19 protein-coding genes are annotated in these 24,975 nt (G+C 41.0%); 13 read left to right on the top strand and 6 right to left on the bottom strand.

Features of this window, described 5'->3' with window-relative positions:
• The first annotated feature begins 68 nt into the window (after positions 1-68).
• Both ABD985_RS06090 and ABD985_RS06095 read left to right on the top strand, forming a co-directional pair.
• Positions 69-1,100, top strand: a complete 1,032-nt coding sequence (locus tag ABD985_RS06090; RefSeq protein WP_345370067.1) for a GNAT family N-acyltransferase — start codon at positions 69-71, stop codon at positions 1,098-1,100.
• Between the two features lie 713 nt (positions 1,101-1,813).
• Positions 1,814-3,220: an RtcB family protein gene (locus ABD985_RS06095; protein ID WP_345370069.1), complete on the top strand. Its 1,407-nt coding sequence runs from the start codon at positions 1,814-1,816 to the stop codon at positions 3,218-3,220.
• 58 nt (positions 3,221-3,278) lie between these two features.
• Here the strand turns inward: ABD985_RS06095 and ABD985_RS06100 are convergent, their stop codons facing one another.
• Complete coding sequence (locus ABD985_RS06100) at positions 3,279-4,562, bottom strand: PP2C family protein-serine/threonine phosphatase (protein WP_345370071.1); 1,284 nt, start codon at positions 4,560-4,562, stop codon at positions 3,279-3,281.
• Positions 4,553-5,824 (bottom strand): sodium:calcium antiporter, encoded by a 1,272-nt coding sequence (locus ABD985_RS06105; protein ID WP_345370073.1) that lies wholly within the window; start codon positions 5,822-5,824, stop codon positions 4,553-4,555. Before ABD985_RS06105 ends, ABD985_RS06100 begins: the two co-directional genes overlap by 10 nt.
• A gap of 80 nt (positions 5,825-5,904) precedes the next feature.
• Here ABD985_RS06105 and ABD985_RS06110 point away from each other — a divergent pair, with 80 nt between their 5' ends.
• Complete coding sequence (locus ABD985_RS06110; RefSeq protein WP_345370075.1) at positions 5,905-6,066, top strand: hypothetical protein; 162 nt, start codon at positions 5,905-5,907, stop codon at positions 6,064-6,066.
• A gap of 22 nt (positions 6,067-6,088) precedes the next feature.
• On the opposite strand, the gene ABD985_RS06115 is transcribed toward ABD985_RS06110, so the two are convergent.
• Positions 6,089-6,640, bottom strand: a complete 552-nt coding sequence (locus ABD985_RS06115) for a hypothetical protein (RefSeq protein WP_345370076.1) — start codon at positions 6,638-6,640, stop codon at positions 6,089-6,091.
• Positions 6,641-7,069: 429 nt separating this feature from the next.
• On the opposite strand from ABD985_RS06115, the gene serA reads away from it, so the two are divergent.
• A complete protein-coding gene (gene serA / locus ABD985_RS06120; protein WP_345370078.1) occupies positions 7,070-8,965 on the top strand; it encodes a phosphoglycerate dehydrogenase in 1,896 nt (631 codons plus the stop codon).
• 279 nt (positions 8,966-9,244) lie between these two features.
• Positions 9,245-9,964, top strand: a complete 720-nt coding sequence (aat, locus tag ABD985_RS06125; RefSeq protein WP_345370080.1) for a leucyl/phenylalanyl-tRNA--protein transferase — start codon at positions 9,245-9,247, stop codon at positions 9,962-9,964.
• 125 nt (positions 9,965-10,089) lie between these two features.
• Here aat and ABD985_RS06130 read toward each other — a convergent pair whose 3' ends face one another.
• Positions 10,090-11,805: an ATP-binding protein gene (locus tag ABD985_RS06130; protein WP_345370082.1), complete on the bottom strand. Its 1,716-nt coding sequence runs from the start codon at positions 11,803-11,805 to the stop codon at positions 10,090-10,092.
• Between the two features lie 319 nt (positions 11,806-12,124).
• On the opposite strand from ABD985_RS06130, the gene ABD985_RS06135 reads away from it, so the two are divergent.
• Both ABD985_RS06135 and ABD985_RS06140 read left to right on the top strand, forming a co-directional pair.
• On the top strand, positions 12,125-13,585 hold the full coding sequence (locus ABD985_RS06135; RefSeq protein ID WP_345370084.1) for an aminoacyl-histidine dipeptidase: 1,461 nt from the start codon (positions 12,125-12,127) through the stop codon (positions 13,583-13,585).
• A gap of 212 nt (positions 13,586-13,797) precedes the next feature.
• Complete coding sequence (locus tag ABD985_RS06140; RefSeq protein ID WP_345370086.1) at positions 13,798-13,989, top strand: cold-shock protein; 192 nt, start codon at positions 13,798-13,800, stop codon at positions 13,987-13,989.
• A 69-nt stretch (positions 13,990-14,058) separates the two neighbouring features.
• Here ABD985_RS06140 and ABD985_RS06145 read toward each other — a convergent pair whose 3' ends face one another.
• Complete coding sequence (locus tag ABD985_RS06145; protein ID WP_345370088.1) at positions 14,059-14,970, bottom strand: DUF4349 domain-containing protein; 912 nt, start codon at positions 14,968-14,970, stop codon at positions 14,059-14,061.
• Between the two features lie 23 nt (positions 14,971-14,993).
• Between ABD985_RS06145 and ABD985_RS06150 the strand changes: the two genes are divergently transcribed.
• Positions 14,994-15,254, top strand: a complete 261-nt coding sequence (locus ABD985_RS06150; RefSeq protein ID WP_345370090.1) for a hypothetical protein — start codon at positions 14,994-14,996, stop codon at positions 15,252-15,254.
• A gap of 15 nt (positions 15,255-15,269) precedes the next feature.
• Here ABD985_RS06150 and ABD985_RS06155 read toward each other — a convergent pair whose 3' ends face one another.
• Positions 15,270-15,602 carry a hypothetical protein gene (locus ABD985_RS06155; protein ID WP_345370092.1) on the bottom strand — a complete coding sequence of 111 codons (333 nt, stop codon included), beginning with the start codon at positions 15,600-15,602 and terminating at the stop codon, positions 15,270-15,272.
• Positions 15,603-16,025: 423 nt separating this feature from the next.
• Between ABD985_RS06155 and ABD985_RS06160 the strand changes: the two genes are divergently transcribed.
• From ABD985_RS06160 to ABD985_RS06180, 5 genes are all read left to right on the top strand, one after another.
• Positions 16,026-16,955 carry a DUF6263 family protein gene (locus tag ABD985_RS06160; RefSeq protein ID WP_345370094.1) on the top strand — a complete coding sequence of 310 codons (930 nt, stop codon included), beginning with the start codon at positions 16,026-16,028 and terminating at the stop codon, positions 16,953-16,955.
• Between the two features lie 98 nt (positions 16,956-17,053).
• Positions 17,054-19,867 (top strand): DNA polymerase I, encoded by a 2,814-nt coding sequence (polA, locus tag ABD985_RS06165; protein ID WP_345370096.1) that lies wholly within the window; start codon positions 17,054-17,056, stop codon positions 19,865-19,867.
• Positions 19,868-20,115: 248 nt separating this feature from the next.
• Positions 20,116-20,358: a hypothetical protein gene (locus ABD985_RS06170; RefSeq protein WP_345370098.1), complete on the top strand. Its 243-nt coding sequence runs from the start codon at positions 20,116-20,118 to the stop codon at positions 20,356-20,358.
• A 286-nt stretch (positions 20,359-20,644) separates the two neighbouring features.
• Positions 20,645-23,830, top strand: a complete 3,186-nt coding sequence (locus tag ABD985_RS06175) for a hypothetical protein (protein WP_345370100.1) — start codon at positions 20,645-20,647, stop codon at positions 23,828-23,830.
• A gap of 167 nt (positions 23,831-23,997) precedes the next feature.
• Positions 23,998-24,804 (top strand): alpha/beta hydrolase, encoded by an 807-nt coding sequence (locus ABD985_RS06180; protein ID WP_345370102.1) that lies wholly within the window; start codon positions 23,998-24,000, stop codon positions 24,802-24,804.
• The last annotated feature ends 171 nt before the right edge of the window (positions 24,805-24,975 follow it).

The raw sequence follows: 24,975 nt of genomic DNA on the forward strand, positions 1-24,975 counted from the left end.
CCAAAGAGCTAATGCTTTTCTTCTGTCCTATTGAGTATTTTTTATCGTCACGTTAAACCATTTATGAAGTGAAAAAGATATTAGTAGCTGAACAATTGGACTCCAAGAAAGAGAACTACTTGGACCCTGACAAGAATATATATAACCCTATGCCAGTATTTCCGTTCTTAACGGAAGAGCAAATTGAGCAAGAACTAGAAGGGTTCATTGACCCTGAGGCTTTTGCTGCAGAAGTGGCTGCGCTTAAAGAAGCAAGTAAATCTCAAAACTGTCAGATCGTAGATACCAGCTTTATCATCTGCCTATTAAAGTGGGAGGATGCACCAGAAATCATGAAAATGCTTACGGTGATGAGAGAATGGGCCTTCAGAAATGAAGGTGGTGGCGTTGGTTCCAATGATTATGACGATTTTGATTTTAATAAGGAAACCGAGCAATTGGTTATTCTAGACCCTGAGTATACGGATATCAAAGGTGCTATTATTGGAGGATACCGCTATATCATCCACAATAAAGGTACTTATGAGCATGGTCCTATGGGAGATCACTTCCACTTCTCCGAAAACTGGAAGACAGAACAATGGATCGAGCTAGGGCGCTCTTTTATCAACCCTTACTTCCAGAATAAGGATAAGCGTTACTCTATTGACTACGTACTACATGGGTTAGGATACATCTTTGCACAGTACCCAGACTCTAAAGGCTACTTTGGCAAAGTGACGCTATACAACCTTTATGAGCAGACCAAAGCTGATGAGTTCTTCTTGGCGGTAGCTAATGAATACTTTGCTCCTTCCAAGGACTGCTATGTATTCCCAGAAGACAGAGTAAAAGAAGGCGTACTAACAGAAGACCACAAGAAACTTTTGGACCGAGATATTCTCAAGGGGTTGTTCTTCATTCTTAGAGGAGAGTATAAGTTGAATATGGTAAGAATCATGGCGGTTTATAATCGTATGGTTGACCTTCGCAAGATGCTTTACTTTGGTGCCTTTAGACACAATGAATTTGGCAATACCACCGAGATGGGAATTGCGATCAAGTACGAGGATATTTACCCTGTGATCAAAGAAAAATTTGTAGAACCCTATGCAGGATAATCTATAGGATCACACCACTGTAAGGCCGTGCCACAAGTGGACTGAACTCCAAGTAAATTTATAGTTAAGTGCCACTTTTAAGGGGTTTAAGGAAGAAGGATGAAGGATTATTACCCATAGGCTTCTATTCTTTTATCCTTCTTCCTTCCTCCTTTATCCGTTTGGAAGTAATACCTTTATTTCTATCAAAAAACTTAATATTTAGACCATTGGCATGGCCTTATCTTTTTTTCATCATAAAAATGGTTCCCTAACCAATTTTTATTAATTTTAATGAAGATTTTTTAATCGATCATTTTTATCCTTCATTAATCATTAAAAAAGGAGGTCGCCATGTTGAATTGTTACTATACTTGTGCGGCATAATTTGCCTCACATTCCACTCTTTCAGGTTTCTTAATCGGTGAACTTTTTGTTCGCCCTTTTCTGCATATCCAAGAAACCCACTTATCCTTTATTTTATTTAGTATTAATCAAGCTTTTGTTCATGATGTTGAATTGAGCTTCGCTCGTTCATGATGTTTAGTTGAGTTTATTGTTTTTAGTTGTTTTAATTGAGCTTCGCTCAATAACTATGCTTTGTAGAGGTGATTAAGTCACCTTCATATCAAATAGAAAGCGAAGCTTTCAAAAAAACAATAAACTCAACTAAACATCATGAACGAGCGAAGCTCAATTCAACATCATGAACAAAAGTGACTATTCCCTTTATTATGGGCCATTCAAAACTGAAAGGAAAAGACCTTCGGAAAATTAATTATAGCTCCAACCAGACCATTAGTTTCGCTTTAACCTTAGTGAAGAAACACCTAAAGCACGCTAGTACAGAGGAGCAAATCACCTTATTAAAACATATCAAAAACACCCCAGAGAAATATTTAGAGGACCCTATATGGCAATCCTTAGCCAAGCACTTTATAGAAGAAACACCTTCTCTTGAAGAGAAAGAAATTGTCTTACGAAAGCAAGAAGAGGGAGCCTTCAATATCTTTGGCAGAAAGCATATCAGTAGCAATGCATACCAACAGATGCAGCTCGCTATGCGTTTACCTATTGCGGAGCGCGGTGCCCTGATGCCGGATGCGCACCAAGGCTACGGCCTTCCTATTGGAGGGGTATTGGCAACACAAAACAGTATTATTCCCTATGGAGTGGGAGTCGACATTGGTTGTAGAATGTGTCTGACGCTTTACAATGTTCCTTCCAACTATATGCAGCGTTACCAATACCAACTCCAACAAGCCCTGAAAAACCATACAGCTTTCGGCATGGGCGAAGCGTTAGATATTACACAAGAACATCCTATTTTAGAAGACGACCGCTTCAGACAAGATTCCATGTTGTGGAAATTAAGAGATAAAGCTGCCGAACAGCTAGGCTCCTCAGGGTCTGGCAATCATTTCGTAGAATTTGGACAAGTAAAAGTAACTGACGGAAAGCTTATCGGTGTTCCTGAAGGAGAATATATGGGATTACTGTCACACTCAGGCTCAAGAGGTCTAGGGGCTACTATTGCTCAATATTACACCAAGTTGGCGATGGAGACGACTCCACTCCCATCACAAGTACGACATCTTGCTTGGCTAGACTTACAGTCTGAAGCAGGACAAGCTTATTGGCTATCCATGAACCTGGCTGGGGACTATGCCAAAGCCTGCCATGACCAGATTCATTACCATCTGTCCAAAGCACTTGGCCTCAAGGCTCTTGCCAAAGTAGAGAACCATCATAATTTTGCATGGAAAGAGCAGCAAGCCAACGGAGAAGAATTGATTGTGCACCGAAAAGGAGCCACTCCTGCGGGTAAAGGAGTACTAGGAATCATCCCTGGATCAATGACTGCAGCAGGGTATATCGTTGCCGGAAAAGGAAATGAAGAAAGCCTTCAAAGTGCCTCCCATGGAGCCGGCCGCAAGATGTCTCGAAAAAATGCGAGGGAAACCTTCACCAAAAGCAGTATCAAAAAGGAGCTTTCTGCCCAACAAGTCTCACTTATTGGAGGAGGGACCGATGAGGCTCCGGGTGCTTACAAGGATATCGAAGAAATCATGAGTTTTCAGGATAGCTTGGTGGATATTGTAGGTACTTTTCAGCCTAAGGTTGTTCGCATGGATAAATAATTAAAATCGTACGGCCGCGCCAATGGCGCGGCCGTACGAAAGGCGAATGATTATGAAATCATTTCTCATGATGCAAGCTAATAAACGTAATATCATCCGTCTCCGCTTCATTCTCTGGGGTGAATCGACTAATTAATCCCCTTAGCTCTTCATGCAGCTTCTTGGGCTGTAAGTTCCTATTCTTCTTAAAAAATTCTCCCAAAGCAAATTCATTAAGGGCTATTCCGTGATGATCTCGATACCCCATATACCCATCGGTATAGGCTAATAGCGTGAAGTCATGTAAGCCTTCCAAGACACCTTTTTCCATAATCGGAAGCGTTTCAAAGACACCTAGGATCGTCGTCCCTTCATGCAACTCCTGAATCTGCTCTTCCCCTTGTTTTAATAAGAAGGGTGCATTATGTCCCGCATTCACGTAATAAAGTCGATGATTCGAGGCTTGATACCTACCAAAAAAAGCTGAAACCAGCACTTCCCCTCCTGCATTCTTATAAATAATATCATTAAGCGCGTCTACCAGTTCCTCCAAAGGTACTCCTATTCTCAAGTTCAGTCGGAAACACGCCTGTATATTGGCCATAATCATGGCTGCAGCAACGCCATTTCCCGATACATCAGCTATACAAAAATAATAGGAGTCACCAATTTGGGTAAAATCATAATAGTCACCACCCAAGGCATGCAAAGGAAGGTAAGTTGCTTCAAAAGTCACCTCCCCTTTTGTTTTCAATGATTTAGGCAGTAGTAACTCCTGTATTTTCTTGCCTTGTTTGATCTCCCGACTTCTAACACTCTCTTTTAGCTCAAGTCCCTGATAGTAACGGTGTTCAATAGAAGTAAGCAATACGTAAGTTAGCATACTCAAAAAGTTTGTATCTATCTTACGGTCAGCAATGTGCTCATTGGTTTTAAATAAAAGCAGGGCCTCGGCTTGTTCTCGCTCCAATACTAAAACTTGTTGTAACTCCCCTTCCCCATCAAACAAGTCCGCTAAATCATTCAACTGTAAGGTATGGTGATCCGGCAAGCTGGCAATATTCTGATACAATGCCGACTGATCTGCCTGAAAGGAGGTTCTTACATCCCATTCCGTGTTGTTCCGCACCAACAAGGCAAAAGACTTCAAGGTCTTATCTGCCTTGATGGCCTTTAAATAAAAGTCATACAATTCCTCCTCAGAAGCCTGACTACTCAACTCCTTCATCAAAGTGAGTGTAGTCTCAATTTCTTTTTCTCTTTTTGCTAATTCCTGTCGCAATTGCTCCATGCCTGAAATGCCATTAATGGATGATTGTTGATTCAATTTGCTCTTGTGTTCATTAACACTTACTATATCCATGATAGTGGATTCAGTTCAGCAACAAAACTACTAGCTTGAGCAAGTAAACCTTCCAGCCAGGTCATCCATCCCAAAGAAAGGGTATAGTCTATCGTGTAAATCAAGAAAACAACATACAGTAACAACAATAAAACGGCTTTCAGCATCCCCATATATCGTCCAATAAGATAGATTGCAAAAGCGATGACCGTTAAGATCAATAACAGAATACGGAACTGGCTAATAAACCCTTCCTCCGTAGACACAGCCATATCAATCGGGCCATTAAACAGGGTATAAATAGCCAATGGAAGTCCCAGAGCAAAACAGATATCAAAGATGTTACTTCCCAAGGCATTAGCTACCGCATCATCATAGTTCCCTTTACGGGCATCTTTAATCGACAACACCGTATCAGGAACACTGGTCGCTGCAGAAGCAAAAATAATCGCCACAATAAAAGGAGGCATTCCCAATCCTTTACCTAAAAGTGTACATGCTTCTGCTAACATATGACAAGCCACTCCCATCACAATCACCGACAGGATCAACAACCTTGCAGCCCTGCTTCCATTCAGTGATTTCTCTTTCAACAGCAAGTGTTGTAAATCCAAGGTAAAAAAAGCCTTTAACATCGCTTGCTCTGTAGGCTGCCAGTCATCATCTTCCTCTTCTTCTTCCTCATCAGTAACTTTCACAAACTTCAAGGTCGCTAGATAGATAAGGTAAAGCCCCATCAATAGCACACCGTGCTGCCACCTCAACAAAGAACTTTCCAAGCAAAAGATCAATACCACCTCCACAAAAATCAGATAGAGTCCATCTCTAAGAATTACCCGAGGGTTTACTTTTACTCTTTTATTTAATGTGAAATACACTGCCAATATCACAGAAGCAGGTATAATCATCGCATTAAACACCGCACTTCCGGCTGTGGTACCAATCCCTGCGGCGAACCCTGCAGTATCCTGTAAGACGACCAAAAAGAAAAAAGTCGTAAACAATTCAGGCAACGAGCTGCCTATAGCATTAATGGTTGCTCCTTTTACACCTCCCTCCAGGTTCATCCTACCTCCCAGATAATCTGAAGCTACCTCAAACCCATCAGATGACTTCCATATCACTAAGCAAGCGACCAATATCAATAAGCTTGCCTGCAACCATACCGGAATCCATGCATTCCATAGCAATGTATGATAGCCCGTCATAAAACCTATGACCGTAGGTATGGTCATTAAAAAAGTTAGCCAGCCCAGCGCTATGCCCCAGTTTGCTCTTCCCATTATCGAATTGTCTTATTTTAGCTGTATAAATTGATTCATATAATATTTGATAAATCAAAGATAAGCAATTATTCAGTTTTATGAGTTTGGAGTTTGGAGTTTGGAGTTTGGAGTTTGGAGTTTGGAGTTTGGAGTTTGGAGTTTGGAGTTTGGAGTTTGGAGTTTGGAGTTTGGAGTTTGGAGTTTGGAGTTTGGAGTTTGTCTTGAAAAAAAAGTTAAAGCTAACGACTCCTAACTCCTAACTCCTAACTCCTAACTCAATATTTAAACCGCTAGGTGCAAAGGGATCTTTTCTCTTCTGATGTTCCATTCCAGTAAGGTAGCGGCAATAGGTTGCAAACGTTTCCCTTTCCAAAGAAGCTTTTGGTTCTTTTCAGATTTCGCATAACACAAAATCCTACTATTCACCGGAATACGATGAAAGCTAAATAACCACCCCTCCACTTCTATATAAGCACAGTTCATCTTTCCTTCCTCATAATACAGACGAACCTTATTCAAAGGATGGCAAATTAGTGATGTAAACACCTGACTCACCCGACGTTTAAGCTGTTTGTAAATGAGCGACTTATACTCTTTCTGCCCCTCCTGCTTTACCCAGGCATTTAGGTAATTTGTGGCAGCTAAAAAAAATAAGAGGTCCTTACGGGTTTCTACTTTCATTTTCAAACACCCCCACGCTACTCCAATATGCTGGGGCTCAAACACCTCTGGAATATCAAGGAAATTCACGGCATCCAATCGTTGCTGCAAAGCTTCTTCTGACAATAAAGAGGTTCTTACCGCCATGGGGTTATTATTAAGGTTTACTTTCATGCTGTTATTTCGTTTATCATTACAAAAAATGATCGTCCTTGGTATGGGGAAAGGAGAAAGGAGAAAGGAGAAAGGAGAAAGTTAAATGTCTTATCTCTTATGGACCACTCTTTTTCAACCTTTTACTTTATACCTTTTACTTTATACCTATCGTCGGGGCGAGCACAAGGGACGCCCTTCCTTCTTCATTCTTCATTCTTCATTCTTCATTCTTTAATTCTCCGATCCGACAAAAACAAAACTCTAACTCAACAGTGTAATGAACGTACTCACTTCATGAAAAACAGAGTATATCCTCCTATCCTAGAAACATAACATCCCTGAAGATAGGGAGATTGGTGTTTTTTTTAGATGAACTATTAAGAAACCAATATTTTATTGCAATATTTGTAAGCCTAGCGTTAATAAATTACTAACATCCCTTACACTATGAGCAAAAAATACTTTGTCATAGATTTTGACAGCACTTTTACGAAAGTCGAAGCTCTAGACATTCTATGTGAAATCGCTTATGAAGGCCAGAACAACAAAGATGAAGTGGCCCATAAGATCAAATCAATTACCGATGACGCCATGGAAGGCCGTCTATCCTTCCGAGAGGCACTACAATCGAGAGTGGACCTACTCAATGCCGACAAAGGGCACGTCAATGAACTGATCAAGAGACTGAGAAATCAGGTCTCGGAATCTGTTAAGAGAAATAAGCAGTTCTTCAAGGATTACTCCAGTGATCTACTGATTATTTCTAGTGGATTCAAGGATTTCATTGAGCCTATTGTTACGGAGTATGGTATCAAGCCAGAGAATGTGTACGCCAACACGTTTGAGTATGACGACCAAGGTCGCATCTCAGGTTTTGACGCCCAAAATCCTTTATCTGAGCACGAAGGTAAAGTGAAGTTGATGAAGCAGTTAAAACTGGATGGAGACGTCTATGTAATTGGTGACGGCTACACGGATTTTGAGATCAGAAAAGCTGGATTGGCGAGCAAGTTCTACGCTTTTACAGAGAACATCGAACGTAGTATCGTTACAGAAAATGCCGACCATATTGCCCCTAACTTTGAGGAAATTTTATTTACACACAATCTTCCTATGGCAACATCATACCCTAAAAACAGAATCAAGGTACTTCTGTTGGAGAACATTCACGCAGATGCCAAAGCCAAGCTTGAAAAAGAAGGCTATAATGTAGAACTTCTAAAAGGCGCCTTAGATGAAGAGGAATTAGCCGAGAAAATCAAGGATGTACACATCCTGGGTATTCGCTCCAAGACACAATTGACACGCAAGGTATTAGAAAATGCTAACCGTTTGATGTTGGTAGGTGCGTTCTGTATTGGTACTAACCAAATCGACCTGGAGGCTTGTCAAGAGAAAGGGGTGGCCGTTTTCAATGCACCTTACAGCAACACCAGAAGTGTTGTGGAATTGGCCATTGGTGAAATTATCCTGTTAATGAGAAACATCCCGCAACGTATGCGTGAGATGGACAAAGGGCAATGGAGCAAATCTGCTGCGAACGCTCAGGAAGTAAGAGGGAAAAACCTGGGTATTGTAGGATATGGCAATATCGGTGCACAAGTTTCTATCATTGCGGAAATGATGGGAATGAATGTATTCTACTATGATATCGTAGAAAAACTAGCACTAGGTAATGCAACGAAAGTAAGCTCACTCCAAGAACTATTGGAGTTATCTGATATCGTAACCCTTCATATTGACGGACGTCCTGAAAATAACAATACCTTCGGAGCACAGGAGTTTAGCTGGATGAAAGAAGGCGCTATTTTTGTAAACCTGGCCAGAGGTCCAGTAGTAGACATCGATGCCCTTAAAGAAGTGTTGGATAACGGTAAACTACGTGGGGCTGCTGTTGACGTATTCCCAGTGGAACCAAAGAACAACAAGGAGAAGTTTGACTCTGCTCTAAACGAAACAGAAAACAGAAACCTGATCCTTACCCCTCATATTGGAGGTAGTACCGAAGAAGCACAAGTAAATATTGCCGATTTCGTACCTTCCAAGATGATCGAGTATGTCAATACAGGTAGCACATTCAATAGTGTCAACTTCCCGAACCTACAGTTGCCACAATTGGAAAATGCACACCGTCTGTTGCACATTCACAAAAACGTTTCAGGTATCCTGGCCAAGATCAACAACGTATTGGCTAACCACAATATCAACATTGTAGGACAATACCTGAAAACCAACGAAAAGATTGGTTACGTGATCACAGACATTGACAAAGCTTACGGTCGTGAAGTAATTGAGGAGCTGAAAGCGATTGACGATACAATCAAGTTTAGAGTATTGTATTAATATTGTTGAATCGTTGAGGCAGCTTTCGCTGCTTGTTGATTCGTTGATTTGAGTTGAACTGTTAGTCGAGTGAAATAGCTCAATAAACAATTCAACTCAATTCAACGAGCGAAGCTCAATTCAACTCTCCGAAGGAGAAGTTCAACGATTCAACAAGCATAATGAGCACTACTCAAAAAAGTAAAACCTCTGAAACCAACCCTTCAGAGGTTTTTTCTTTTAGAAACTCTTTATTTACTTATTTGTGTTTCTTAAAATAACTTACCAAACCATCAATATATGCCAATTTTTAGGTTAGAAGACGACGAACTTAGCTTTCCACCTGCCTACCTGGCCGAAGAACCAGGGATTATTGCCGTGGGAGGAGACCTTTCTCCTGATCGTTTAATACAGGCTTATGCCGGAGGTATTTTCCCTTGGTTTCACCCTGGGGATGAGCCTTTGTGGTGGTCTCCCAATCCAAGATGTGTCATTTTCCCTGCCAAAATCAAAATTTCCAAGAGCATGCGACAGGTTCTTAGAAAGGGACAATTTACGGTCACTTTTGATCAAAACTTTGAAGGAGTAATAGACAATTGCCAGAAAATATACCGAGAAGACCAACAGGGAGAAACCTGGATTTCTGAAGAGCTTAAAGCTTCTTATATGGAACTTCACCGAAGAGGCTTTGTACACTCCGTAGAGGTATGGCAAGATGAAGAGCTTGTTGGAGGACTTTATGGGGGATATATGGGGAAATGTTTTTTTGGTGAGTCTATGTTTGCGAAGGCCAGCAATGCCTCCAAGGTAGGCTTTATCATGTTAGCCAAAAACCTGGAAGAAAAGGGGTTTGAGCTTATTGACTGTCAAGTACACACCCCTCACCTGGAAAGCCTTGGTGCTGAGATGATTCCACGGGCAGACTTCCTTAAAACCATTGAAGAAAATTACCATACAGAGTTTATCAAAGAAGATTGGAATGAATTTTTCCGCACAGATTTCTTTGACAAAAAGCAATAGCCGCCCTCCCAAAAAAGGGAGCAGCGGCCATGCTGGTTATTTCGTTGAGGCGGCTTACGCCGCAGGTTGAGAGCACTGCGTGCTGTTGAGTTGAGCTTCGCTCGTTGAGTTATCTTGTGCTACAGCTATCTTGCAAATCCTACTTGTCTCTTTGTTTCCTTATGCAGGCGCTCATACTCACAGTATTCTTTCAACTCTTTCAGGGTCGGCATTTCTCCTTCTAAAATACTATTCATAATATACTTGCGAGCCACATTATCAATTTGACCACCTGTAAAAGGATATTCCCTTCCCAAGGTAGTGACAGCATCCTCCGAAAGCCCTTTTATTTTAGCTTTCCAAATGGCTGTCCTCACCTCTTCAGTGGGAAGGTCAAATTTCACTTTATAGAGAAAACGTCTTTCAAAAGCAGTATCTAAATTATCTGCCAAATTAGTGGTCGCAATCAAGATCCCATCCAGGTCTTCCAATTCTTGCAATAAGATATTCTGCAAGGCATTAGAGGTTTGATCAATCGCATGATTCACATCGATTCTACGACTAAGAATACCATCTGCCTCATTTAAAAAGATAATAGGCTGTACCTCACAATGCTTAATAAAGTCTCGATAGTTACTAAATACTTTCTTCAATTTTTTCTCTGACTCTCCATGCCACATACTCTTGAAATCGCTGGCATCTACCTTATATAAAGGTCGACCTGTTTTCAAGGCTAAGTCATAAACTGTAGCCGTTTTTCCTGTCCCTGGCTCTCCATATAGTAACACAGAAAAACCTTTTTGCATTTGATGCTCCTCCAGTCGTTGCTGTATCTGTCTCAGCCGCTCTTCTTCCAGAAAAGACTGTAACTTGGACAACTGTTTATGTTCTCGCTGATTATAAATAATCTCCTGTACCTTGATGTCCTGTGGCTTAATCAAGTTATTCAGGCTTTTCTTAATAGACTCCACCTTCACCATTTCTGCATCTTCCCCAAAGAAAAGCTCTACCCCTTTGTCTGTCAGCATCACCTCACGATCATTTCGAAACACTCCATCTTCTAACTTGATCAGCTCCATTTCATATACCTTAGCCGTACCTTTCAACAAAATCTTCTTAAAAAGAAAACGATGGTTCAGGTCTTCAAAGATATGGGAAGCCATACGCTCAATATCGATCTCTGCATGTCCACTAACGGTTTCAAAACATAAGTAAAGAACCAAAAAGATTTCCATATCGTCCAAGTGCAGACTATTTAGCTGCTTACAGATATGTAACTCTTTATTCTCTGTCAATAGATGCATAACCTCTCTACGCATCTCCGCATAACAGATTTCCTCCTCCTCCCTTTCTTCCATCAACTCCTCTACTTTTTCTAAGAAAGCAATCAATGACAATTGTTTCTGACTTTCCTTCGTACGTTCCAGTTTATCATTAAGTACTTTATCCAAGATATCCCGGGTAATATAATACCCTACCCCACTGATACGATCACTCCCCCTTTGCGTTTTATAGCGGCGGATCATATGTCCTCCTTGATATTTCCTCACCAATCGTCTCTCTATTAGTTTATCAAGTACTTTGAGGTGCCCTGCCAGTCGTATAGTATCACAGTCGAAGAACTCGGCTAGGTCTTTCATGTACACCTCCTCATGATGAAAGTTTAGGGTAAAAATGGCAGAAAAGTACACCGCCTCTATGGGCGAACATCCCAATTGCTCCGCCAATAACGTAATGGACTTCTCTTCCTGTAACAAGTTATCCAATTGATCGAAGTTTTCCCGAATACTCGCTTCTACCGTTTCAATCGCCTGAATCATTGTTCCTTCTTCCGCTTTGATTTGTAAATCCAAATGAGTCATAGGTTCATAAAGTCTGTATTGAAAAATACTTTTAGGCTAAAGTACTTTTTCGTAAATGATAATATAAGTTAACAGTTACAATGTATTTCCCTTCCCTACCATTATACCGCATATGTGCCTATTTTATCTTATTGAAAAAATAATCCCCATGGAGAAAGGGGGCATACATAATTATCTCTATAGTTTTATTGAACATAAACGGTAATCCAATTAATTTATACCTTTGTCATAATCACCTTTCACAAAGAAAGGTACGTAAGATAGAAGGGTAAACTGATCTTTTGATCAGCATGAATCATTCATTATAACCACAAATCATATGAACACTGAAGTAGCATCACTATCACCATCCGTCCTATGGACCTCCTTTGAGGAACTGAATTCCATTCCTCGTCCCTCCAAAAAAGAAGAACGCGTTATTGCATTCCTATTGGACTTTGGCAAAAACCTGGGGCTGGAAACTGTTCAGGATGCCATTGGTAACGTCATCATCCGCAAGCCTGCCACTCCGGGTATGGAAGACCGTAAAACTGTCGTGTTACAAGCACACGTAGATATGGTTTGCGTGAAAAATGCTGCCGTATCCTTTGACTTCGATACTCAAGGTATTGAGTCTTATATTGACAATGGATGGGTCAAAGCTAAGGGGACCACTCTAGGAGCTGACAACGGTATAGGCGCAGCGGCCGCCATGGCAGTACTTCGTTCCAAAGACATTGAGCACGGACCGGTAGAGGCCTTATTTACCATTGACGAAGAGACTGGAATGACTGGTGCAGCGGAACTGGACCCTAATATACTGACTGGAAGTATCCTACTAAATATGGATACGGAAGATGAAGGAGAGCTTTGTATTGGTTGTGCCGGGGGTATTGATACCAACGTCAACTGGAGCTATACGGAAGAAAGCACTACGGATGCACAAGTCGGACTCCATATAACACTAAGAGGCCTTAAAGGGGGACACTCTGGTTGTGATATCCACTTGGGAAGAGGTAATGCGAATAAGTTAATGAACCGCCTTCTTTGGGGCACTTACAAGACTTTTGGACTGCAAGTTCAAAGTATTGACGGAGGAAGCTTGCGTAATGCTATCCCTAGAGAATCTTTTGCTACCGTAGTCGTTTCCCAAGACAAAAAAGAGGCATTCATACAACACGTCAATGCGCTAGGTGCTATCATCAAAGATGAACTATCCACTACGGAACCTTCTATGGAAATTCTGGTAGAGGAAACGAGCCTGCCTGCCAAAGTAATGACTGCTGATGCTCAAGAGAAACTATTGGCGGCAATCTACGCTTGCCCAAATGGCGTAACTCGCATGAGTGCTGATATTGAAGGACTCGTAGAGACCTCAACTTCACTAGCGCGTATTATCGTTAAAGAAGGTACATTCGAGTCACAGTCCCTGACACGTAGTTCTGTGGATACTGCAAAACTGGATGTGGCCAACCAAATTGAAAGCGGCTACCATCTGATTGGTGCTACCGTAGAACACTCTGGCTCATACCCAGGATGGACTCCTAATCCTAACTCAGAGATTCTTACGGTAATGCAAGAACTACACAAAGAATTCTTTAAGAAAGACGCTATCGTTAATGCGGTACATGCAGGACTAGAATGTGGTATTATCGGACAGCATTATCCTGAGATGGATATGATTTCCTTTGGACCTACCATCAAGAATGCCCACTCTCCTGATGAGATGTGTGAAATTGAAACTGTAGACCGCTTCTGGGGATACCTACTGGAAACACTGAAAAGAATTCCTAAAAAGTAAGTAGTTGATTTTCAACAAAAAACTAAACAAAATCAAAGGTCAGTTTGCAAGAGGAGGGGTATATGTTAAAGAAAAAAAATAAACGTTATTTTTTCTCTGAATAATAGGAATATACAAGTATTCCCTCTACATTGCAGGCATATTATTTATTTCTATTACCGGATATAGCGCTTTGAATACCTTTTCAAATTGCCGTATTCAACAAGTTTATTATGAAAACAGGAACAGTAAAATTCTTCAATGAATCTAAGGGATTTGGATTCATCATCGACTCTGAAACAAAAGAGGAGTATTTCGTACACGTGACAGGCCTAGTGGACAACGTTCAAGAGGGTGACACAGTAAAATTCGAACTTAAAGAAGGTAGAAAAGGTTTGAATGCAATTAGTGTAGAGAGAGTCTAATTATATTTGTATATATATTAGTAAGTGCACAAAGAAAGGGGTTGTTGACTGAGGTCAACAACCTTTTTATTATTTCTTTTTACGCTTTTTCCACCACAATCTTAATACGTAAATCACTGGAATAGCAACTAACCAAAATGCCCATCCGCCCAATACAAATAACAGGAACCCTTGAAATACATACCACCCTTCACTCATCGCAGCCTTAAGACGTTCTCCAAATGACTTTCGCTCTGGCTGTTGCTCCACCAAGGCAATCGGCTTATATAGGAGTACCTCTATCTTACTGTACCCTACCTGATGATCCATTAATTGCAACCTACTTTGTGCTGCTTCAATCTCCTCCCTTACCATGGAAAGGTTTTGCTCTACTTTTAAGATATCTTCTACACTCTTCGCCTTTCTTAAAATCTCCAGGTAACGCGTCTCCAATGCTTTCTTGGTTTTCAATCGTGCATCCAGGTCATAGTACTGCATACTAATGTCTTCGGTGTTGATCGTCTTTTGATCAAAACGCCCTGCTCCCTTTTCCAATCGTGCAATAAATTCCTCAAAGCTTCGGGAAGGTACTTTAAGCGTCATACGCATAGTATATCGCTGGTATTCCTTACGCTCTGTCTCATTAGCTACATAACCTTTTACTTCCCGTAAAAGAGAGTCTAGCCGCTGTTTTTCAACATCCAGTTCCCCTACCTTATACTCCAGATAAGCTGTTTTCACTAACTTCTTCGCATAATCTGCTGAAGATTTGGATGGGTTAATACTACTTTCTGTCTGCATCAATGCGGCCGAAGAAGGAGCCTCATAGGCTACATCCTCGCTCATCCTCATACCTGAGCCTACTTTGTGTGCTGACTTTTCTCCAAAACGCATTCCCTCCCGATCTCCACAGCCTGAAAGCATATAAGCCAGCATCATCAAAAATAACACCCGCATTAGGAGTACCACAGATATTTTCTTTCTCCAATAAGTTATCATCATAATCTTTTACTATCATCAAACGCATGTCTACGTTCTTAATTTTATATAAAGACAGTGCCAACCTGAGAATAGACAAAAGATTATTGAGATTTTCTTATGGAGAAAGGAGAAAGGAGAAAGGAGAAAGGAGAAAGGAGAAAGGAGAAAGGAGAAAGGAGAAAGGAGAAAGGAGAAAGGAGAAAGGAGAAAGGAGAAAGGAGAAAGGAGAAAGGAGAAAGGAGAAAATTAAACTCCTTTTTACCTTTTACCTATTACTTTTTACTTTTTCTCCTTGTATCGGGTGACCACAAGGGTCGCCCCTAGAATGTCTGTGTTTGCTGAATCACCAAATCGTTAATTTCATTCTTAAACTTCATATAAGGGATATTGCTAGGCTTATCTCCTATACCCTCATAGATAATCGTTAGGACTTTCTCAGGAAAGTGTAATGTCAGGTATCCTGTTCCCTGCTCTACCTTAGCATCCAACTCTTGCAATTGCGATAAAGCAAAAAAACGATGGTGCAAAGCTGCAGGGTCATCCTCATAACGAATGTGTAAATAACGGTCGTCTGACTTAGAAATTGACAATCCCATTTTCACCTCTTGACGATAGATCTGTACCGTCTCTTTAGTCGTTTGTTCGATAATCATATTATTTATTTTCTCTTCACCAAAAATGAAGCGAGATCAAAAAATCACCTTCCCGCCTTTTCAGAACTTATTGGGAGTACTGAATCAAATAAGCTCTTGGTGCAAAATTAAATAATTATGGAAAATATATTGTATTATTCCGCCCTAAAGGCAAATAAGACGTTAAATACAATAAGAGCTTGTTTGGAATACGTCTTCAGATAGAAAATTCCTATAATCGCTACTCAAATCAACTCATATTCTCGGTAAATAGAACCACTATTCTCCTCAAATCTGAATTGATTTGAGCAGGTTATAGAAATTTTCTCTATCTAAATCAGTATTCCAAACAAGCTCTAAGAGGGTATCCTGTCACGAGACAAGCAATGTCACACCTACCGCAGGACCTTCAATAATTATCTTGGCTTAAAAAACGGCAAAACCATGAGAAGACTTTCACTTACTTTACTCTTGCTTTTGGCAACAATCGCATATGCTTTTCCGAATGGGACGGTTCCACCTTTCTTTGAGTACCAATTTAAGATCGGTGACCAATGGGAATTTCGTCAGATTACCGAAAGCAGTATCACACAAAAAGTCATGAACAAGGATCAAAAGATCCAACACCATTTAGAAGGGGAATATTTATTGGAGGTGCTTGACTACGACCATAAGCGAGCCAAAATCGCTGTCACCTTTCAGTTTATCTCCATGAACATTACCACTCCCATGGGACGTATGCAAATGAGCAGCAAGTCTGACCAATCCAGCAGGCCTTCTGATATGGATAAAACATTAAACGCCCTTATTGGAAAGACCTTTTACCTTTATTTATCACGTAGAGGATATTGCTCGGAGATCAATGGGCTATCTACGCTTATTGATCATGCTATAACAAAAGCCACCGGAAATGACTTCCTTAGTCAGCATGAAGTAAGACAACTAATGGAAGAAGCCTTCAGTACCAACAGCATTACCGACAGTTTTCAGAAAGGCTTATTGATCTACCCTTTACATGCAGTAGCCCAAGGAGAGCAATGGCAAGAATTCAATCAGCGCTTCGGGCAATTTACATTGGACAACGAAACAGTATGGACCTTGACAAACACCAATTACGATCACTTGGTTTATGAGGGAAAAACTACTTTTAACGACACCCCCGAGTCAAGACAAAAAGGTATTCACTACCAATCTCCAAAAGGCAATGCCTTTACACGTATCATCACTGATCGTACCAGTGGATGGCCAAAACAGGTTACCCAGCAACAAAACTTTTCCATGGTGATGCATTCTGCCAGTCATACAGACGAAATCCCAATGGAAGTCAAAGCTACTACCTCCTTCACTATCAAAAAGATAAAGCGGGAACAATGAAACAGCCTTCTTTCTTGTCCACAGTTCTAAAACAAATTAATTACCTTTGAGGTCAAATTTTCTTTCTGAAATCAACCATTCAACATATTAACGATAACATGTCATCTAAGAAACTTTTCCTTCTGGACGGTATGGCACTGATTTTCCGTGCCCACTTTGCCTTGATCAAAAACCCTAGAGTAAACTCCAAGGGGGTCAATACAAGTGCTCCAATGGGATTTACCAACTCCCTGATGGAAATCCTAAAGAAGGAAAAACCGTCCCATATTGCCGTTGCCTTTGATACCAGTGCACCGACTTTCCGTCACGAAGCCTATGCTGAGTACAAGGCAAACAGACAAGAAACCCCTGAGGATATCAGTATCGCCATTCCTATTGTCAAGAACCTTGTGAAGGCTTTCAATATTCCTACTTTTGAGATGAATGGGTATGAGGCAGATGACGTCATTGGAACATTGGCCAAGCAAGCGGCACGTAAAGGATTTGAAGTCTTTATGATGACTCCAGATAAGGATTATGCCCAGCTTGTGGAAGAACACGTATACCTATACAAACCAGCCAGCAGAGGTAATGGCATTGATGTACTAGGTATTCCTGAGGTGTTAGAGAAATTCGACATTGAGAATGTCGATCAGGTCATTGACTACCTGGGGCTGGTGGGTGATGCTGTGGATAATATCCCTGGAATTCCAGGTATTGGTCCAAAAACAGCTACCAAACTTCTTAAGCAATATGGCTCTGTAGAAGGCTTGCTGGAACATAGCCATGAACTGAAAGGAAAGCAAAAGGAAAAGGTGGAGGACAACAAAGAGCAAGCCTTGCTGTCTAAGCAACTCGCCACCATCAAAATTGATGTGCCGGTAACCTTTGACGAGCAGGCACTTCACTACACAGGCTACAATGAGGAGGCCTTAAGAGAAATTTTTGAAGAACTGGAGTTCCGTACCTTAGCCAAAAGAGTCTTTGGAGATGACGGCAGCACTACCGCCACCAAAAAAGGCGCTACTTCAGGACAGATGAGCCTATTTGGGAATACCTCAGCGCCTGCCAAGGAAGAAGAAAGTAAAGAGGAGGAGATCATCGCTACGCCGGAAATCACCAATATTCATAATACACCACATCAGTATCATCTTATTGATACCCCTGAACTGCGTAAAGAACTCATTCACTTCTTGGCATTACAGGATGAGTTCTGTTTTGATACAGAAACGTCTTCCCTATCCGCTGTTGAGGCGGAGTTGGTAGGAATTTCTTTTTCATACAGAGCGCATGAGGCTTATTACATTCCTATTCCGGAGAATCAGGAGGAGGCCATCGCCATTGTATCAGAGTTTAAGGAAGTATTTGAAAACGATCGCATAGGAAAGATCGCCCAAAACCTCAAGTATGATATGATGGTCATGAGTCGTTATGGCATCAAGATCAATGGGCCTCTGTTCGATACGATGATTGCTCACTATCTATTACACCCTGAGCAACGTCACGGAATGGATTACCTTGCTGAAAACTACCTCAATTACCAACCTGTTTCCATAGAAACGCTTATTGGTAAAAAAGGGAAAAATCAGAAAAGCATGAGAGATGTGCCAGTAGGAGAAGCTTGTGAGTATGCCGCTGAAGATGCCGATATCACCCTTCAACTTAAAGAGGTTTTATCGCCTAAACTAGAGGAAGAAAAAGCACTTAATGCCTTGTTCAAGGATATTGAAATGCCATTGGTTAGTGTATTGGCTGAGATAGAATTGAATGGTGTAAAAATCGATACACAAGCACTTTCCTCTATTTCCGGAGAGCTGGAAGTTGAAATTGCTCAACTGGAAAAATCGATTTATGAGGAAGCTGGAAAAGAATTCAATGTAGCTTCTCCAAAGCAGTTGGGAGCTGTATTGTTTGATGACCTGAAGTTGGTCGATAAGCCGAAAAAGACAAAGTCAGGACAATATGCCACAGGAGAGGAAATCCTGACCAACCTGGCTAAAGATCACAAAATCGTTGCCAATATCCTGGAGTTTAGACAATTGCAAAAACTTAAATCGACCTATGTCGATGCGCTTCCTAAAATGATTTCGGAGAAGGATGGCTTAGTGCATACCTCTTACAACCAAGCGGTCACCGCTACAGGACGATTAAGCAGTACAGACCCTAACCTACAGAATATTCCTATTCGTACCGAAAGAGGGAAGGAAATCCGTAAAGCTTTTGTTCCTAGAGAAGAAGGTAATGTGATTATGGCGGCCGATTACTCTCAGGTAGAGTTGCGTATTATGGCAGCCTTCAGTGAAGATCAACATATGATTGAGGCTTTCAAGGAAGGAAGAGATATTCATACTGCTACTGCAGCCAAGATCTTTAAGATCAAAGAAGAAGAGGTAGATAGCGATATGAGACGAAAAGCCAAGACGGCCAACTTTGGGATTATTTATGGGGTCTCGGCCTTTGGTCTTTCCCAGCAATTAAATATTCCTAGAAAAGAGGCCGGTGAACTGATCGATACCTACTTTGAAGAGTTTACCTCTATCAAAGGATATATGGACAAAGCCATCAATAAGGCCAGGGATACAGAATATGTAGAAACAGTAATGGGAAGAAGAAGACATCTGAGAGATATCAACTCCCGTAACTTCACCGTAAGGGGAATGGCAGAAAGAAATGCCATCAATGCTCCTATACAAGGATCTGCCGCTGATATTATCAAAAAGGCAATGGTAGACATACAAGCATGGATGCAAAAGGAAAAGCTGCAATCGAAAATGATTATGCAGGTACATGATGAATTGGTATTCGATGTACATCCTGAGGAACGTGACCTTATGCGTCAAGAAGTACAACGAATGATGGAGGACGCCTTTGAGGGCAGTGTACCACTGAAAGTAGAGGTAGGAGAAGGCCACAATTGGCTGGAAGCACACTAATAATGTTGAGGCCGCTTACGCGACTGGTTGAGTAGAGCTTCGCTCTGTTGAGCTTCACCTTCGGTGAGTTGAGAAAAACTCTATGACGCTTTACCTCCGGTAAAGTGTTAAATCAATGTTCGACTTAGCGAATTCTAGCGAGTCTCAACTCACCAAAGGTGAAACTCAACAGCCTGAAGGGCTTCTCAACCAGCGGCGCAAGCCGCCTCAACAAAAGAGTACAAAATCAACTACAATAATTCTTAATGATGAGCGAGAAGAAAAAACAATCCTCAGACGAGGCCGGAAATGTTGACTGGGATGCGTTAGCTGCCGAAGACAATCCAGTAGAAGAGGTCGAAGAGATTGATCCTGCACGACTGGAAGAGGCTAAGTCAGCCTTAAGTGAAGAAGATAAAAGCAGTCCTTATTCCGATGACTTCCTGGCAGACTGGAATTTACTGCTAGAAGATATAGAAGAAGAGGATCAAGAAGACTCGGAAGAAGAATAACAATCTTCTTCCGAGATTTTTAACGCATTAACAGAATAATACTTACACTCCTCCGTTACAGTACTATAGAGCCTGAAAATTCTATAACTATAAAGAAAAAACAATAGAAATGTGGAAAAATTATGCTTTTTCCATGCTTTGTTTGTAATATTACTATTGAGAATACCAATAGTAGGTCCCGATAGAATAGAATGATATTACATTCATTCAAAAGACTACATTTAACGATATCGGACCATTTTTACGTTTGATTTGCTTCAGTTTATAACATATACCTTTTTCAACCATGTCATTGTCATTGGACGTATCTAAGACGAAGGCCATATTAATTGGCGTAGGAAAGTTTCCAAAAGACCCCGAGTTACTGGATAGAGTAGCCTTGGAAGGGGATTTTACGGATTTGGCGAAAACTTTTCAGCAAGAGGAGATCATCGGGCTAAGTGCCGAGGACGTTACCACATTGATCAATGAGGATAGTAGTACTCAAATCAAGGAGGAAATCGCGATCGCCGCAGAGGAAGCGAAAGACACCTTAATAGTATACTATTCTGGTTATGTTATTGTGCGTAAAGGAAAGCTATTCTTTGCGACCACCAACTCCACACAGGACAAAGCCCATGTCAATGGTATTGCTTTAGAGGAAATCCTCAATATCCTGAAAGAAACTGAGGCCAAGCGCATCCTTTTCATGATCGATGCCAACTACAAGAAAATTCAGGTAGAATCAGGATTGCTGTTCAACGATCTTTTAAAGAATATCTTTGAAGAGTACAGAAAGGATATGAGCGCTAAACTATTCCTTTCTACTCCTGTAGACGAAAACCTTGAAGGAGGCCTACTGACAAAAGAATTTATCAGTATCCTGAACAACGGTATCCATAAGCAAGCAGAAACACTTACCCTTAAAGATATACATGACAGCCTTTCCACTGCCCTGGTACAACAAGCAGATGGAAATACAGCGGTCATTCTAAGCGCAGTAAATACTGATGCCTTTCACTTTGCCTATAACTTGAAGTTTATCGAGTTTAAGAGATTGAAAGAGCAAGGGGACGCCCTATTCGAAGCTGGTGAATACGAAAAAGCGCTTCCGATTATTGAGCAAGCTCACATTCTATTCCCAGAAGAAGAAATTTGTGTACAGAAAAAGTCTTTCATCGGGCTTATCCAACAAGCACAGGAAGCATTCGAACAAAAAGCCTATCAGGAGTCTTACACGACCTATGTAGAAGCTAGCAAGCTTTTTGATCTTGAGATTGTACGTGAGGGTATGATTCAGGCCTTGTCTTCCCAAGCAGATATTTACTTCAACAACGAGGATTTTGAGAATGCTAAAAATCTTTATGAGCAACTCAAAAAACTGGATAAGCAAAATGAGTTATTTGCAAATAGATTAGAGCACAGTCTTCAGGAGATGCGCTTTGTATCCCTGAGAGATCAAGGAGATAGTGCTTACTTCCAAAACGACTACGAAACGGCACTAGCCTTCTATATGGACTCCCTTTCACTACACTTTGACCACGTGGTACAAAGAAGAAAAGAGGAGTGTGAACGTCTGGTAAGACAAAAACAAGAACTGTCCGCGACACTTCGAGACGAGATCCGTGCAGAAGTGGCCGAGGAGCTACAAGCACAAGCTCCTAAAGAAGTTACTCCTGAAATTGATGTAGAAGCCATTAGACAAGAGATTCGTACAGAAGAGCGTACAGCCCTGGAGGAATCTTTCTGGCAAAATGCATCTTTCTGGAATGCAATAGAAGGGTATGAGTTCTACCTTAACTTCTTTGCGGAAGGTGTACACCGAGAAAAAGCACAAGAACGTATCGAAGAACTTAAAAAAGAGGTGCAGGCTGTCGTTACTACTGAGGAATTACCGACAACTGTTGAAAGTACTGATGAGACAGAGATTGTAGAGGAGAATACAGTACAAGAAGACGTAGTAGAAACTACGGCATCAGAAGAAACTCTTGCAGAGGAAGAGGAAACGACAACAGTAGCTGTAGAAGAAACGGAACCTACAACTGTCGCCGTTGAGGAAACAGAGTCTACAGAAGAAGAATATGTAGAAGGACTAAATGTTGATCTTCTAAAGAAACTGCGCACAGAGCCTATTGAAGATATTATCTGGCAAATACAGGAGAACGTTCAAAATGAACATCAAGGTACTTCTGAGGATACCGCATTCCTTGACAAAGAAGAGTCTTTGGATGTAGATGTACCTCACAGTACACATTCCAACGGAAACGGTAATGGAAACGGTACCAACGGCCACCTAGAGCAAAAAGAAGAGGTTCAGGTAGAGGAAGTTGAAGAGATCACAGCAACAGAAGAAGAGATCGTTACCGCTCCTGAAACTGAACAACCTACAGCATATACAGAAGAGACTGAAACGACAGACGAAAAGGTAGAGACGGAAGTAGAAGCAGAAGCAACGGTAGAGGAAGAAGAAAACACTCCTGCTGCACCTGTAGCTGAAGAAAATAGTTCTCGTATTGAAGAAGTTAGTATCCCTACAGTCCCTACATCTCTAGAGGATATTGAGCTAGAACACCTTGCAGAAGAGCAACTATGGGAAAGAGCAGAGCAACTGTCTTCAGTATCAGCTTATATGGACTATATTAATCATACCAAAGAATCACTGCATTTAGCTGATGCTTACTATATGATTAATAAGCTTTCTGGTGATGCGTCTAAACAAGAAAAAAGCAACGTTGTAACCATCGCCACTACAAGTGTTGAAGAAGTAAAGGAAGAGATGGTGGAAGCAACAAAAGAAGAGGATTCTTCGGCTAAAGAAGAAGTGGCTACTCCAGCAGAAGTGGAAGAAGTCATTGTAGGTCAAGATAATGAATCCGCTGTAGAAGCTACTGCCACAGAAGATAAAGTAACAGAAGAAGAGCTTTGGGCAAAAGCTACTACCTTAGATAGTATTGAAGGGTACAAAGACTATCTAAACAATACGGAGGAGAATACCTACTTAAGTGATGCTTATCACCGTATCAACCAATTAAATCAAAAAGCTTCTTTAGATGCTCAAGAGTTTGATAAGGAAGACGATACGATTGAAGAAAAAATTGAAAATACTGAAGTAGCTGATACAAAAGCAGTAATCGAGGAGCTACCAACTACTGTCGTAGAACAGGAACAACCTCAAATACAAGACGAGGAAGATGCTGACGATATCTTAGCAAGGGAAGAAGAAATACTGTGGCAAGAGGCACAGGAAACTCATACAATGGGTGCTTACTTCAATTACCTGAACCTGACCAAAATCAAAAAATATTGGTCTGAAGCTAAACAGTGTATCAAAGAACTGAAAGAAGCTTCTCTAAGTCAGGAAGAGCAAGATTGGAAGAACGCAGCAGACAAAGATACGGTAGAGGCCTACAAAGAATATATCAAAAAGTATCCTTTGGGTGCATACTATGCCAAAGCCATGTTCAGAATCAATCATTTGGAAGAGCAGGTATAAAATATACTGAATACCTTTATCTACGGAAATGTCATCTTCAAATCTCGAATACAACGAGACCACAAGAGCAATTTAATAAACTGATGCAAACAAAAAAGCTGTGGGGAAACTCACAGCTTTTTGCACTTTACAGCAAACAGTAGTGAATCACCTCTAAACAAACTTACATGAAAACACTCTTTGCATTTTTTCTTATTCTATGGATTACCAATGCTTATGCTGCTGATACGCTTCGTGTTGAGATTCCCAGCAAACGATTAAAGAAGACGACCTATGCGACCTTAATCCTTCCCTCCTCTTACCAAAGTAGTCAAGACTCTTTTCCTTCCGTTTACCTACTTCATGGATACACAGGCGATCATACCAACTTCCCTAGAAAAATTCCTGAACTACAGCAACTAGCCGATGAACTAGAAATTATCCTCATCAGTACAGATGCAGGAAATAGTTGGTACCTGGATAGCCCAGAGATCCAAGAATTTCAATATGAAAGCTATATGGTTGAGGAAGTAATCCCGTGGATTGATGCCCACTACCGCACGCTTCAACAGAGAAAATACCGAGCAATTAGCGGACTCAGTATGGGAGGGCATGGAGCCTTATACCTTTCTGGAAAACATCCAGAACTATTTGGGGCTGCTGCAAGTATGAGTGGAGGGGTAGACTTCACCCAATTTACCGGAAACTTTGAGCTGAAAAAACTACTGGGAGATTACAATGAAAAGCCTCAGCAATGGAAAGAACACACCATTATTGGCCGCTATCAGGATTTCAAAAATAAGAATATCGCTCTCTTTATTGATTGTGGTGTTGATGACTTCTTTATTGAAGTAAATAGAGCACTTCATCAAAAAATGTTAGAAGCTCAAATTCCACATATTTATATGGAACGTCCAGGAAAGCACTCCTGGGATTATTGGAGAGAATCGGTGGTGTATCATTTGAGATTCTTTGATCGTTATTTTCAGCAGTAACTAAAGGACGCTAATTAAGTTTGAATATTTATCCTTCACACTACCCAACAGCTTTGTTGAATCGTTGAATCGTTGAATTGAGCTTCGCTCCATTACATGGCGTCTTGATTCGAGTTGAACTGTTGATTGATAGTGTATTCATACAACATATCAACTCGAATCAACTCACCA

The organism is Algivirga pacifica, from assembly GCF_039543525.1.
In the GTDB taxonomy this organism is placed as follows: domain Bacteria; phylum Bacteroidota; class Bacteroidia; order Cytophagales; family Flammeovirgaceae; genus Algivirga; species Algivirga pacifica.

Excerpts from the sequence above, each read along its gene's own strand:
- ABD985_RS06095 (WP_345370069.1), top strand. The coding sequence starts at position 1,814 with ATGGGCCATTCAAAACTGAAAGGAAAAGACCTTCGGAAAATTAATTAT.
- ABD985_RS06100 (WP_345370071.1), bottom strand. The coding sequence starts at position 4,562 with ATGGATATAGTAAGTGTTAATGAACACAAGAGCAAATTGAATCAACAA.
- ABD985_RS06105 (WP_345370073.1), bottom strand. The coding sequence starts at position 5,824 with ATGGGAAGAGCAAACTGGGGCATAGCGCTGGGCTGGCTAACTTTTTTA.
- ABD985_RS06110 (WP_345370075.1), top strand. The coding sequence starts at position 5,905 with ATGAGTTTGGAGTTTGGAGTTTGGAGTTTGGAGTTTGGAGTTTGGAGT.
- ABD985_RS06115 (WP_345370076.1), bottom strand. The coding sequence starts at position 6,640 with ATGAAAGTAAACCTTAATAATAACCCCATGGCGGTAAGAACCTCTTTA.
- serA (WP_345370078.1), top strand. The coding sequence starts at position 7,070 with ATGAGCAAAAAATACTTTGTCATAGATTTTGACAGCACTTTTACGAAA.
- aat (WP_345370080.1), top strand. The coding sequence starts at position 9,245 with ATGCCAATTTTTAGGTTAGAAGACGACGAACTTAGCTTTCCACCTGCC.
- ABD985_RS06130 (WP_345370082.1), bottom strand. The coding sequence starts at position 11,805 with ATGACTCATTTGGATTTACAAATCAAAGCGGAAGAAGGAACAATGATT.
- ABD985_RS06135 (WP_345370084.1), top strand. The coding sequence starts at position 12,125 with ATGAACACTGAAGTAGCATCACTATCACCATCCGTCCTATGGACCTCC.
- ABD985_RS06140 (WP_345370086.1), top strand. The coding sequence starts at position 13,798 with ATGAAAACAGGAACAGTAAAATTCTTCAATGAATCTAAGGGATTTGGA.
- ABD985_RS06145 (WP_345370088.1), bottom strand. The coding sequence starts at position 14,970 with ATGATGATAACTTATTGGAGAAAGAAAATATCTGTGGTACTCCTAATG.
- ABD985_RS06150 (WP_345370090.1), top strand. The coding sequence starts at position 14,994 with ATGTCTACGTTCTTAATTTTATATAAAGACAGTGCCAACCTGAGAATA.
- ABD985_RS06155 (WP_345370092.1), bottom strand. The coding sequence starts at position 15,602 with ATGATTATCGAACAAACGACTAAAGAGACGGTACAGATCTATCGTCAA.
- ABD985_RS06160 (WP_345370094.1), top strand. The coding sequence starts at position 16,026 with ATGAGAAGACTTTCACTTACTTTACTCTTGCTTTTGGCAACAATCGCA.
- polA (WP_345370096.1), top strand. The coding sequence starts at position 17,054 with ATGTCATCTAAGAAACTTTTCCTTCTGGACGGTATGGCACTGATTTTC.
- ABD985_RS06170 (WP_345370098.1), top strand. The coding sequence starts at position 20,116 with ATGAGCGAGAAGAAAAAACAATCCTCAGACGAGGCCGGAAATGTTGAC.
- ABD985_RS06175 (WP_345370100.1), top strand. The coding sequence starts at position 20,645 with ATGTCATTGTCATTGGACGTATCTAAGACGAAGGCCATATTAATTGGC.
- ABD985_RS06180 (WP_345370102.1), top strand. The coding sequence starts at position 23,998 with ATGAAAACACTCTTTGCATTTTTTCTTATTCTATGGATTACCAATGCT.